8 protein-coding genes are annotated in these 12,857 nt (G+C 66.5%); 6 read left to right on the top strand and 2 right to left on the bottom strand.

Annotated elements, in window-relative coordinates; genetic code table 11:
- The first annotated feature begins 3 nt into the window (after window positions 1-3).
- Entirely contained in the window at window positions 4-909 is a 906-nt protein-coding gene (locus tag LNV23_RS03605) for a hypothetical protein (RefSeq protein ID WP_263561691.1), read from the top strand.
- Between the two features lie 24 nt (window positions 910-933).
- A complete protein-coding gene (locus LNV23_RS03600) occupies window positions 934-1,863 on the top strand; it encodes a pseudouridine synthase (protein WP_263561690.1) in 930 nt (309 codons plus the stop codon).
- Between the two features lie 9 nt (window positions 1,864-1,872).
- Here LNV23_RS03600 and LNV23_RS03595 read toward each other — a convergent pair whose 3' ends face one another.
- Complete coding sequence (locus LNV23_RS03595) at window positions 1,873-2,613, bottom strand: hypothetical protein (RefSeq protein ID WP_263561689.1); 741 nt, start codon at window positions 2,611-2,613, stop codon at window positions 1,873-1,875.
- Between the two features lie 68 nt (window positions 2,614-2,681).
- Here LNV23_RS03595 and LNV23_RS03590 point away from each other — a divergent pair, with 68 nt between their 5' ends.
- Window positions 2,682-4,682 carry a monovalent cation:proton antiporter family protein gene (locus LNV23_RS03590; protein WP_263561688.1) on the top strand — a complete coding sequence of 667 codons (2,001 nt, stop codon included), beginning with the start codon at window positions 2,682-2,684 and terminating at the stop codon, window positions 4,680-4,682.
- 21 nt (window positions 4,683-4,703) lie between these two features.
- Here LNV23_RS03590 and LNV23_RS03585 read toward each other — a convergent pair whose 3' ends face one another.
- Window positions 4,704-9,029, bottom strand: a complete 4,326-nt coding sequence (locus tag LNV23_RS03585; RefSeq protein ID WP_263561687.1) for a DEAD/DEAH box helicase — start codon at window positions 9,027-9,029, stop codon at window positions 4,704-4,706.
- A 401-nt stretch (window positions 9,030-9,430) separates the two neighbouring features.
- On the opposite strand from LNV23_RS03585, the gene LNV23_RS03580 reads away from it, so the two are divergent.
- The 3 genes from LNV23_RS03580 to LNV23_RS03570 all read left to right on the top strand — a co-directional run bounded on the left by LNV23_RS03580 (window position 9,431) and on the right by LNV23_RS03570 (window position 12,842).
- Window positions 9,431-10,222, top strand: a complete 792-nt coding sequence (locus LNV23_RS03580; RefSeq protein ID WP_263561686.1) for an MBL fold metallo-hydrolase — start codon at window positions 9,431-9,433, stop codon at window positions 10,220-10,222.
- 314 nt (window positions 10,223-10,536) lie between these two features.
- Window positions 10,537-10,965, top strand: a complete 429-nt coding sequence (locus LNV23_RS23945) for a pilin (RefSeq protein WP_318023203.1) — start codon at window positions 10,537-10,539, stop codon at window positions 10,963-10,965.
- 350 nt (window positions 10,966-11,315) lie between these two features.
- Window positions 11,316-12,842 carry a PglL family O-oligosaccharyltransferase gene (locus LNV23_RS03570; RefSeq protein ID WP_263561685.1) on the top strand — a complete coding sequence of 509 codons (1,527 nt, stop codon included), beginning with the start codon at window positions 11,316-11,318 and terminating at the stop codon, window positions 12,840-12,842.
- Window positions 12,843-12,857 lie beyond the last annotated feature (15 nt).

Raw genomic sequence — 12,857 nt, 5'->3', positions numbered from 1 at the left:
CTGGTGCTGTTGGGCTTGCTGCCCATGGCCGTGCTCGCCCAGGCCTCCTCGCCCGCCGCCGACCAGGGCCCCGAGCCGGGCGTGATCCGCTGGATGGTGCGCGATGTGCCGCCCCACCTCACCTATCCGGCCGGCCGGCCGCCCCAACGCGCCTCCGATCTTGGCAATGGCGAGATCGATGGCTATCTGCGCCTGCTGATCCAGCATCTGCCCCAGTACCGCCATGAGTTTCTCGATGCTGGCTTTCCGCGCTTCGAGGCCCTGGTGCGCCAGGGCCAGACCCTGTGCTCGCCCTTGCATGTCAACACGCCGGAGCGGCAGAGCTGGCTCTACTTCACCCATGTGCACCCGGCCCTGATCTCGCGCCAGCTGGTCGTGGTGACGCGGCGCGAGCTGGCCCCGCGCTTTGAAAGGTTCGGCCGCCAAGTGGCGCTGGGCGAGCTGCTGCAGAGCGAGCTGGTCGGCCTGTTGCCACGTGACCGTTCATATGGCCCCAAGGCCGATGCCGCCTTGCAGGGCGCCGGGCCGCGGGCGCCCAAGACGGTGGTCACCGGCCGTCAGTCCCATCTGCTGGCCATGCTGCTGGCCCAGCGCATGGACTACACCCTGGACTACGCCAGTGCCGTGGACGAGTACCTGAAGAGCGTCGCCCTGGCGCCGGGCGAACTGCTCAAGCTGCCTTTGCTCGAAGGCGTGAGCACCGCTGTGGCCACCTATGCCTGCAGCCGCACGCCGGAAGGGCGCAAGCAGATCGAGGCCATCGACCAGGCCGCACGCAAATTGGCGGCCGACCCACAGCGCGAGGCCTGGATCCAGACCTGGCGCGGCGCCGCGCAGGATGACTCGGAGCGACAGCGCCTCAAGCGCTATCTGGACGAGCGCGCGCGTGGCGGCCCGCAGATCGACTGAGCCTGCCGCCGCACGCTTGCCACCATGAGTCGGCCGCCCAAACTGGCTCTGCCCTTGCGCGATGGCGTGGCCGCCAGCGTGCTGGCCTGCCCGCCCGGCGCCTGGCCCGGCCTGCTTGATTACCTGGTTGAGCGCCTGCCCGGCGTGGCGCCTGAAGTCTGGCAGCAGCGCCTCCAGCAGGGTGAGGTGCTCGATGAGCAGGGTCAGGTTTTGCCCCTGGACGCGCCCTACCGCCCCGGCAGCCGGGTCTATTACTGGCGCAGCCTGGCCCAGGAGCCGCGTGTGCCTTTCGAGGCTCGCATCCTGTTCCAGGACGAGCTGCTGCTGGTGGCTGACAAGCCGCATTTCCTGCCCGTGCTGCCCAGTGGCCGTTATGTCCGCGAGACCCTGCTGACCCGTCTGCGCCTGGCCACCGGCCTGGCCGAGCTGAGCCCCATCCACCGCATCGACCGCGAAACCGCCGGCCTGGTCGTCTTCAGCCTGCAGCCGGCCACACGCGGTGCCTACCAGGCCTTGTTCCGCGAGCGTGCCGTGGCCAAGGTCTACGAGGCCGTGGCCGGCTTGCCGGAGCCCCTGGGCCTGAGCCTGCCGCTGACCCGGTGCAGCCGCTTGATGGAGCGCAGCGAGGCCTTCATGCAGATGCAAGAAGTGCCGGGCGAGCCCAATGCCGAGACCCAGATCGAGCTGTTGCAGCGCCACCCGAGCCTGCCCTTGGCGCGCTATCGCTTGAGCCCGAGCACCGGCCAGAAACACCAGCTGCGGGCACACATGAACGCGCTCGGTCTGCCCTTGCTGGGCGACCGCATCTACCCGCAGCTGCTGCCGCCCGAGCCGGCCGATGCGCCCGACTACCGGCAGCCCTTGCAGCTGCTGGCGCAGAGCCTGAGCTTTCAGGACCCCATCAGCGGCCAGCAGCGCCGCTTCGAGAGCGCGCTGCAGCTGATGGCTTTTTGAGCCGGGGCTTTAGAAGTCCAGCAGCAGCTGGGCGCTGAACATATCGCCGCGCTGGCCGTAGGTGCGGCCCCGGAGGTAGGCCAAGTTGAGGTTCAGGCTGCGCTGGCCCTCGGGCACCCAGTGCAGCACCGGCCCGGCGCGGTGCGATTGCTGGTCGGCGGGCAGCCAATGGTTCCAGCGCCCCAGCTCGCCAAAGCCCTGCAGGCCCAAGCGCAGGCCCGGCTGCACGGGCCGGGACCATTGCCATTGCAGCTTGAGCTGGCTGCCGTCACGGCGTGCCCAGTCGTGCTCGAGCAGCAGATTGAAGTTGAGCCGGTGCAAACCCCAGTCGCCTTGCCAGCTTGGGCCGATTTCTAGCGACGAGCCGCTGTGACGACCGCGGTTATGGATCAGCTGGCTGTGCAGGGCCAAGTCGAACTCGCTGTTGGCATCGGTGAGCAGCCACTGATTCATCCAGTTGAGCGAGCTGAGCTTCTGTGCCAGCCAGCTCGGGCCGATCCAGCTGAGCAGGAGTTCGCTGGTCCAGCGTTCGTTGAAACCGTGGCGCAGGCCCAGTTCGGGCCAGAGCACGGCTGGTTCACCGGGCGCCTGCACAGTCCAGTAGCGCAGATCCAGCGAGGTCTGGCCGGCCGCCGCATAGGGTCGAACGAGGTAATAGCCCGGGTCGGCCTGGGCTGTCGCGCACAGGCTCAGCCCCGCGAGCAGGAGCAAGCTCAGGGACGCGAAGCGGAGTCGGGCTGCGTTTGCCATGGTGAGCGATGAGCATAGCCGCTTGTTTCCACAGATCGGCGGCGACCCTCGCCCGCTAATATCGGCCCATGATCACCTCGCTCGACCTGGCCCTTATTTACCTGCTTGCCGCCGTGGCCGGTGTGGTCGCCTGCCGATTCCTGCGTTTGCCGCCCATGCTGGGCTATCTGGCCGTGGGCGTGCTGATCGGCCCGAATGCGCTGGCGCTGGCCGGCGACACGGGGGGCATTCGCTACCTGGCCGAGTTCGGCGTGGTCTTTTTGATGTTCGTGATCGGCCTGGAGTTCAACCTGCCCAAGCTGCGCAGCATGCGCAATCTGGTCTTTGGCTTGGGCTTGCTGCAGGTGCTGATCACCATCGTTTCGACCATCGCCGGACATTTCCTGCTCAAGTCCGGGCTGGAGATGCTGGGCCTGCCCTGGGATCTGAACTGGCAAGGCTCCCTGGTGCTCGGTGCGGCCATGGCCATGAGCAGCACCGCCATCGTCGTCAAGATGATGAGCGAGCGCTTGGAGCTGGAGAGCGAGCATGGCCGGCGTGTCGTGGGCGTGCTGCTGTTCCAAGATCTGGCTGTGGTGCCCCTTCTGGTGCTGATTCCGGCCTTGAACAGCGACGGCTCAGCCATGGCCCAGTCCTTGGCCTGGGCTACGCTCAAGGCCGGCGTCTTGCTGACGATTCTGCTGGTCGGCGGTCAGAAGGTGATGCGTTGGTGGCTGACCCTGGTGGCACGGCGCAAGAGCGACGAGCTCTTCATGCTCAATCTGCTGCTGGTGACCCTGGGCCTGGCCTGGTTGACCGAGCATGCCGGCCTGTCCCTGGCCCTGGGTGCATTTGTTGCCGGCATGTTGATCGCCGAGACCGAATACAAGCACCAGGTGGAGACCGACATCCGGCCCTTCCACGATGTGCTGCTGGGCCTGTTCTTCATCACCATCGGCATGAAGCTGGACTGGAGCACCCTGGCTCAGCAATGGCCACTGGTGATTGCGCTGAGCGTCCTGCCGGTGCTGGCCAAATTCGTGCTGATCGCCGGCTTGGCGCGGCTGTTCCAGGCGCCGGCCGGCGTGGCCTTGCGCACCGGCCTTTACCTGGCGCAGGCCGGCGAGTTCGGCTTCGTGCTGCTGACCCTGGGCGCCCAGCACCAGCTGATCGCGCCGCAATGGGTCAGCGCGGTGCTGGCCAGCATGGTGCTGTCGATGCTGGCCACGCCTTTCTTGATCATGTACAGCAACCGCATCGTCATGAAGCTGTCCAGCAGCGACTGGATGATGCAGTCCCTGCAGCTGACCACCATTGCCAAGAAGTCCATCAAGGCGCAAGCCCATGTGATCATCTGCGGCTACGGCCGCAGCGGCCAGAACCTGGCCCGCCTGCTGGACGGCGAGAACATCCCCTATATGGCCCTGGATCTGGACCCCGACCGGGTGCGCCAGGCGGCTGCGGCCGGCCAGAGTGTGGTCTTCGGTGACGCCGCCCGCCTGCAAAGCCTGATGGCGGCCGGCCTGGCGCGCGCCAGCGCCGTGGTGGTCAGTTACCCGGACACGGCCTCGGCGCTTAAGATTCTGCATCTGGTGCACTCCCACGCGCCGCAGGTTCCGGTGGTGGTGCGCACCATCGACGACAGCGACCTGGAGCGCTTGCGCGCCGCCGGTGCCACTGAGGTGGTGCCCGAGGCCATCGAGGGCTCGCTGATGCTGGCCAGCCATGCCCTGGCCCTGGTCGGCGTGCCCATGCGCCGCGTGATCCGCCTGACCCGTGACGCGCGCGATGCGCGTTATGGCTTGTTGCGCGGCTACTTCCACGGCGCCGACGATGACACCGGCGAGGAGCGCCAGCATGCGCGCCTGCGCTCTGTCACCCTGCCCGTGGCCAGCCCTTACATGCACACCGCCCTGGGCTTGCTCGCCCTGCATGCCACCGGCGTGTCGGTGGTTTCGGTGCGGCGCGCCAACGGCGCCGTGGTGGCGGCCGATGAGCAGATGCTGCTGGAGGGCGGCGACACCCTGGTGCTCTCGGGCGTGCCCGAGGCCCTGGCCCTGGCCGAGGAAAAGCTGCTGCGCAGCGATTGAAGCGGGCCGGCGAGGCCTCGTTCAGCCGCGCAGCAGTGCCGCCAGCGCCTGCGCGTCGAGCACCGTCGCCTCTTCTTGCCCTTCCAGAATCCCATCGGCCAGGCCTCGCTTGTCGCGGTGCAGGTCGATGATGCGCTCCTCGACCGAGCCAGCGGTCACCAGGCGGTAGACGGTCACCGGGCGCTGCTGGCCCATGCGGTGGGCGCGGCCGGTGGCCTGGTCTTCGGCGGCCGGGTTCCACCAGGGGTCGACGATCAGCACATAGTCGGCCATGGTCAGGTTGAGGCCGAAGCCGCCGGCCTTGAGGCTGATCAGGAAGACCTCGCCCTCACCGCGCTGGAAGGCGGCCACGCGCTTGGTCCGCTCGGCCGCCGGCGTGCTGCCGTCCAAGTACTGGAAGGGCACGCCCATGGCCTGCAGACGCTCGGCCAGCAGGGCAAGGTAGTCGGTGAACTGGCTGAACACCAGAGCTTTGTGCGAGCCCTCGACCAGCTCGCGCACGATGCGTTCGAACTCGCCCAACTTGGCGCCCACCAGACCCAGCTCAGGCGCAACCAGGCGCGGGTCGCAGGCGGCGCGGCGCAAGCGCATCAGCTCGGCCAGCACCTGCATCGGTGCCGGCTGGCCGGCCTTGGCGGCGCTGGACACGGCGTCCTGGGCATTGCGGCGCAGCGCCTCCAGGAATGCTTTCTCCTCGCTGCTGGGCTGCACCAGATGGACGATCTCGGTGCGCGGCGGCAGGTCTTGCAAGACCTGCTGCTTGGTCCGCCGCAAGAGGAAGGGCGAGACCAGGCGGCGCAGGCGCTGGCGGGCGGCGTTGTCCTGCTGCTTCTCGATCGGCCCGGCAAAGCGCTCGTTGAACTGGCTGGCGCTGCCCAGCAGGCCGGGGTTGATCAGGTTCATGATGGACCAGAGGTCGGCCAGGCGGTTCTCCACCGGTGTGCCCGAAAGCGCCAGGCGGAAGCCGGCCTGGAACTCGGCCACCGATTTCGCCCGCTTGGTGGCCGCGTTCTTGAGCGCCTGCGCCTCGTCCATCACCAGGGTGGCCCAGGCTTTTTCCGCCAGGCTTTCGGCGTCGATCTGGGCCAGGGCATAACTGATCACCACCACGTCACCGGGGCCGGCGGCGGCGATCAGGCCGGCGCGGTCGGCGTCTTCACCGTAGATGCTGCAGCGCAGCCCCGGCGCGAACTGCGCCGTCTCGGCCAGCCAGTTGCCGCAGACGGAAGTCGGCGCCAGCACCAGGGCCGGGCCCAGCTCGGCGCGCTGCAGCAGCAGGGCCAGGGTCTGCACCGTCTTGCCCAGGCCCATGTCATCGGCCAGGCAGGCGCCCAGGCCGGCCGCGGCCAGGCGGCTCATCCACTGGAAGCCCTGCAGCTGGTAGCCGCGCAGCTCGGCGCGCAAGCCCTTGGGCAGGGCCGGTTCGCTGCGTGCGGCGTGGCCGAGGGCGTCCATGCGTGCCTGCCAGGGTGAATCGCCGGCGACGCTCATGCCATCGAGCGTTTCTTCCAGCCAGGAGGCAGCCGCCTGCGGCAGCTGCAGCTGGTCTTTCTTGGCCTGGGCCAGGGCATCGAGGTCGCGCAGCTGCTGGCGCAGCTGTTCGCTCAGGGCCAGGTACTCGCCCTCGCCCAGGCGCACAAAGCGGCTGCGCGACTCGCGCGCCAGCTTCATCAGCTCCTGCAGGCCGAGTACACGTGATTCATCCAGCTGCGCCTCGCCGCTCAGGCCCAGCCAGTCGCGACCGCTGCTGACTCCCACCGTCATGGACGTGCTGGCCAGCGGAGTCACGCGCAGCGGCTTGCCCTTGGGCCAGTCGAGTGCGGCGATGCCGGGCAGACCCGGCAGCACCTCGACCGCGCGCAGCGCCTCCTCGGCGTCGATCAGCTGCCAGGGTGACTCAGGCGCCAGTTCGGGGTCCAGGAAAGGCAGGGCCTCCAGCACGGCGGCCCGGGCCGTGCGCTCGGCCAGCAGATCGCGCTCGGTGGCCAGGCTCACGCCTTCATGCATGCACATCAAACGCGCCCGGCCCTGGCCCGGCGTGACGGCCGGCCCGAAGTTGCCAAAGGGTTGGGCCACCAGCTGCAGCTGCAGGCCCTCGCCCAAGGGCAGCAGGCGGGCGTGCAGGCGGCTGTCGCCGGCCACCAGCTGGCCTGCGGCGGCATCGCTGTGCAGCTGGAAATGAGCGCTCAGCACCTGCAGTGCGGCGCCTAACTCGGCATTCGCTGTGACTGGAACCGCCCAACCCTGGGACACCAGCTCCGCGACGCGGCGCTGGGCATTGCTGATGCGGATCAGGCGGGCGTTCTGCGGGCCGTCGCGCAGCACGCGCAAGGCGTCTCGCTTGGCGCTCTCGGTGTCGTGGCTGTTGCCCAGCCAGCCGAACAGGCGTGGCGGCTCGCTGGCGATCAGGGGCGGGTGGATGTGGAACTCGAACTGCTCGGCGCCGGTCTGTGCATGCTTGCGCTTGCGTACTTCAAGCTCGGGCTGGGCCTCGACCAGCTCGACCCACTGGCCCGGCGCATCGGCAAACATCAGGGCCGGGTGGCCGATCAGGGCGATGGCGGCTTGCGCGACATCGAGCTGCCAGCTGTTGGCCCCGCCGTAAAGGCTGCGTTCGATATGGCGCAGCACCGCGTTGTCGCGCGCATGGGCGGCGCCGTTCTTCTTCAGCTTGCCCAGGCTGACCTCTTTCAGCTTGATCAGGCCGCGTGCGCTGAGGCTGCGCTCGAAGGGCTCGACATCCTGCACCCGGCCTTCCTTGTCCAGGCTCATGGCCCAGGCCAGCTCGGGCCCCTCACTGCTGGCACTGCTCTTCTTCTCATCGCCCAAGGTGGCGATGGCGGCCAGGGCATCGCGCCAGGGCTCGCGCGGTGCACTCAGAAAACTGGCCGGCGCGCTCATGCCGCCCAGCTCTACCTTGAATTGGCCCAGCTCCAGTCGTTCGGCGGCCTGGGCGACGGCGGCGGCCAGCCAGGCTTGGCCGCTGGCCTGCAGGCGGTCCAGCAGGCCTTGCACCGCGGCGCCGGTCCAGCCGGGTGCGGGCTTGTTCAGCCAGGCGGCCAGCAGCAGGCGGTCGGCCGCATGGCCCAGGCTGTGCTCGCGCGACTCCAGGCCGGGCAGATGGGCCAGGGCCTCGGGGTCCAGGCTGTCTTCGCCCAGGCGGCTGCCGATGACATGGGCCCAGCGGCCCCAGAGCTCTTGCGGCGAGGGCTTGCGCGAGCCTGACTCGCCGATGCAGAACTTGCGTGCGGCGGCCCAGGCCAGCGCGTCGTCCTGAGCCAGGTGGCAAAGCACATAGATGCGGGTCAGGTCCGCGCTCAGCGGCGCACGGCGTGCGCCGGAGATTTTGCGGATGTCCTTGATGGCCGTGTCGAACTGGGCGATGGCGGCCTGCCACTGGCCTTGCGCAGCCAGCGCCGCCGCTTCGTACTGCGGCAGGCTGGGGCCGGCGAGGCCGCTTAGCAGCTGGCGCATGCCGCTGAAATCAAGCGCCAGCAGTCGCGCTTCGGCCAGACGAGCGCGCAAGGCCGGCGTGATTTGTGCCGGCGCTGTCGCGAAGCCTTGCTGCAGCCATTGCTTGATGCGCTGGGCGCGGCTGTCGCCGACATGGAGCAGGTCGATGCACAGGCTCAGCAGCTCGCTGCGCAGATCCGGTGCCATGGCCTCCAGCAAGGCGGGCGACCAGGGCTCGGTGATGGCGCTGAGCATGAGCACGGGGTCGCGCAGCTCGGCCAGTTCCGCGTCCATATGGGCGTGGAAATCGGACTGGGTGAGGCCTGAATGGATGAAAAGGCGCAGCATCTGCAGCTTCTCGGCCTCGTTGCGAAAGCTGATCCAGTTGATCTTGCGTGTCACCTCGCCATAGCCGCCGCCGTAGACCCAGGCCAGGCGTTTCCAGTAGCTCTTGCGGGCTTCCTTGTCCAGCAGCAGGGTTTCCAGGCGTTCCCGGTGGGTGCTCAGGTCGGCGGCATGGCCCAGGCCGGGCACCAGCTCCACCAGGCCCTGACGGCGCAGCGACTGCAGAGCTTCGTTGACGTGGCTGGCGCCGAAGGGCCGGCCGGAAGGCTGGCGGCTGGCGTCCACCGCCTGCAGCCATTGCAGCAAGCCGGCCGCGCCGCGCCCGCCGCCGCTGAGCAGCAGGGCGTCCAGCACGGCCTGCTCGTCGGCCCGGCTGATGTCCGGCTCTCCGCCTTCGGCCGCTGCCCCGCGCGGGGCTGGCTCCGATGCACCGGTCTGTCTGGCCCTGGCCTGCGCCACGATGTCCTGCAGCTGTTCACGGCTGAGGGCCGCCTTGCCGGTCAGGGAAGTGATGGGCGGGCTTTCGGGTGGAGCAGGTTTCTTGGCCATGGGCGCACACTTCTCTCTCTTGGAGGCGGGAGTATGCCAAGGGAAGCTCTGCATGAATCAGCCCGGCCCCTGCTAGCGCGGCCTCGGGCGGTCTGCGGCCTTGCACTTCTCGCCAATAGCTACGGCTATTGGCTTCAAACTGCACCTTGCAACCCATCCCGATCCGCACTGCATGGTCTCGCCCCGATTCATGCAGAGCTTCCCAAGCGCGCTGGCGGCGAGGCCGATGTGCTGCAAATCACGCCGGTCTGATGCGCGGCCCCTGTCTGCGCCTTTGTGCCGACAAAGCCGGTAATGCTCCCTTGTTTCGGCGCTGGGGCTCAGTACATTGGAGGGCCTTGTCACATGGCGTCGGTTCTGAGCGGCGCTGCGACAGCCATCCGCCCCTTTTGATGCCCCTCATGAAAATTCGCGTCCTCGGCTGTTCCGGCGCCATTGCGTCCGGTTACAAGACCACCGCCTTCCTGCTCGACGACGATGTGCTGATCGACGCCGGCACGGGCGTGGCCGATCTGGCGCTGGAGGACCTGGCGCGCATCGACCACATCTTGGTCAGTCATTCCCATCTTGATCATGTGCTGTCAATTCCGCTGTTGGCCGATTCGGTGCTGCGCATGCGCGCCGAGGCGGGCCGGCCACCGATTCAAGTCCATGGCCTGCCAGCCACGCTGGAAGCACTGCGCCGGCACATTTTCAATGGAGTGATCTGGCCTGATTTCACTCGCTTGCCCAGTGCGGCTCGGCCGGTGCTGAGCCTGCACGCCTTCGAAGTGGGCGAAGTGCTGGACTTGGGCGGGCGGCGCATCGAGGTGCTCAGCGCCGCCCACACCGTGCCGGCCTGCGGCTTCGCCGTGGCCGGCGCCGAGGGTCACTGGGTCTTCACTGGCGACACCGGCCCCAACCCGGCGCTCTGGGCCCGCCTGGCTCAGTTGCAGGTCAGCCACTTGGTGATCGAGACCGCCTTCAGCAACGAAGAACAGGAGCTGGCCGACCTGAGCCGGCATCTGAGTCCCGCCCGCCTGGGCGCCGAACTGGCCCAGCTGAGTGGCTCGGTGCAGGTGCAGATCACCCATATCAAGCCAGGTGAGGGCCGGGCCGTGATGGCTGAGGTCGCCGCCTTGGCGAGCGGCCACCGGATCAGCGCCTTGGCGGCTGGGATGGTGATGGAGCTGGGTGCCGCGTCGCTGGCTTGAGCTCAGAGCATGGGAAGGGCAGCATCAAGGCTGCCAGCCCCGGATGAAACGACGGCAGCCGCCCCCGGCTGCCGTTTTGCATTTGGCGCCCTGGACCTGGAGCGACCTTGGGACGAACTGACAAGAACTGTCACATGGCGCTTTGTGTCAGCCGGATTGAGGGCGGGGCTGACAAAAATTGTCAGTTGAAACCCGACAGGTGCCGCCATTCGTGCGCTTTCTCACGCGATATGGCTCGGCCAGCCCTGGCACGACCCCTGCATTCAGGGGGTGTGTCCCTACCCCCCGTTCACTTTTTCGCAGGAGTACCCACCATGAAGCGCGTCCAACAAGGTTTCACACTGATTGAACTGATGATCGTCGTGGCCATCATCGGCATCTTGGCAGCCGTGGCGCTGCCGGCTTACCAAGATTACACGACCAAGTCGAAGATATCCGAGCCCATGAATCTTGCCTCGCCAGCAATCAATGCACTTGGCGTGGCTTGCAGCGACGGCACCTTGAACGGTGCGGACAACGACAAACTGGGTTTGCCCGCAGCTACCTCGATCACGGGTAAGTACACCAAATCGGTGACTGCTGCTGGCGCCTCGGCCACTGCAGGTTCGGTCACGATCGCCTTGAAAGCGTTCGCTGATGTCGCCGATGGTGCGACCATCGTCTACACCGGTGATTGCAGCTCGGCAGGCATGAAGTTTACGATCACTGGCACCTTGGCCACCAAGTACATGCCCAAGCAGTAAGCCCTGAGTTCGGGTGGGTCGATTCATCGGCTCGCCGGATTCAAGAAAAGCGCCCACTTGTTTGGGCGCTTTTTTCATGTTCAATCTGCTCGTCCTTTGTTTGCCCCCGGACGGGAGCTCCCGAGTTCATCTGATCGCCTATGTCGAAAACAAGTGCGCTTTCCCCGCCAGCTTGGCTGGCCTTGTGCCTGGCTTGCGGGGCTGCGCCCTTGCTGGCATACAACCCGGTTTCCAGCTCTGCGACTCTGAACCAACTGCTGACGCTGGCCGCCTGGGGTCTGGTTTTGTTGACGATGAAAGGCGTGCAGCTTCAATGGCAAGGCGGAGCGGCTGCCTGGGCTTTGCTGCTCTTGCTGCTGGCACCCTGGCTGTCCTTGTGGTGGGCAGGGTTGCCATTGTCCTTGGTGCTGTCTTATGAGGTCTTTCTGGCTGGTGCCCTGCTGCTTTTGCTGCTGGGACAGAACATGGGCAGGGACGAAAGAGAGGCCTGGTTTGATGCGCTGTGCTGGGCCTTGTTACTGACGGGTTTCATGTGTGCCTTGGTAGCCTTTGTCCAGGTTTTTCTGCCCGATTGGGCCAATGATGGATGGATTGCACACTCCAGCATTGCAGGCCGAGCGGTTGGGAATATGCGCCAGCCCAACCATCTGGCCAGTCTGCTGGTCTGGGCTTCCTTGGCGGCTGTGCACCTCAGCGAGCGCGGGGCTTGGCGCCTTTTCACTGCACGCTGGACTTTGCCGATCTTGCTGTTTGTGCTGAGTTTCAGCCTTGTTCTGACAGCCTCGCGCTCGGGTCAGGCCTGCCTGCTGGCGATGGCGATTTGGGCTTGTGTCGACCGCCAACTGAGCCCGGGGGCTCGCCGTCAGCTCATGCTTTTGCCCATGTATCTACTGCTGGGCTGGGCCTTGCTCACGATCTGGTCCCAGGCTGGCGGTCCTGCCTTCGGAGCCGAATCGCGGCTGGCTGAGGGTGCGGGTTCACCCAAACGCTTGTTGATACTGGCCAACGCATGGGAGCTGCTCAAGCAATATCCCTGGACTGGCGTGGGTTGGGGGGAGTTCAATTTCGCCTGGACCATGATGAGTTTGCCCGACCGGGCGCTGCCTGCCTTCGATCACACCCACAACTTGATCGCCCAACTGCTCGTGGAACTTGGCTGGCCCCTGGGCGGTTTGATTCTTTGCCTGCTAGGACGTGGGGTCTGGCAGATGTTCAAGTCCTGCCATTCGGGGCAGCCGTCTAGCAGCCTTCTGGAGCGAAGCGCCTTGGTGCTGGTTCTTCTGATCCTGGCGCAGGCCATGGTGGAGTTCCAGCTTTGGTATGCCTACTTTCTGTTCCCGGCCACGTTTGCAATAGGTCTGGCTTGGCATGGTGTTCGGAGCAGTTCGATCACCAGCATGGCCAAGGGTCCGGATCGAGCCACCCATGCCGTGCAATTGCTCGGTCTCTTGATTGTGGCAATCAGCTTTTCGGCACTGGCGGATTTCACGCGGGTGGTCGCCATCGTCAACGAATCGGCAGACGGTGAGCCTGTGCTGCAGCGTGTGCTGCGCGCTCAGCAGAAGTCGCGCTTGTTTTCGCTCCAGGCCGACTATGCCGCTGCGGGCTTGTTGCCACCTGGCCCTGAGGCGTTGGATGCTGCCCGACGAACGGCACATGTCATGACCGACGACATGATCTTGATCTCGTGGGCCAATTCACTGGTCATGACCGGACAGATGGACAAAGCACGCTATTTGGCACAGCGAGCTCGGGAGTTCAAGAGCGAACGAGTCAAGGCCTGGATGGCGCATTGCCAAAATGTCAGGCCGGGCGACCCTGGGCCGTTTCAGTGCCAGCCGCCAGCAAAAACTTACAGCTATCGAGACTTCCGTTGAGTCTGCGAAGAGACC

The organism is Kinneretia sp. DJ1R-11 (assembly GCF_025717595.1).
GTDB lineage: Bacteria > Pseudomonadota > Gammaproteobacteria > Burkholderiales > Burkholderiaceae_C > Paucibacter_A.
Note: the sequence above shows the minus strand (reverse complement) of the source record. Positions and strands in the feature narration are given on the sequence as shown.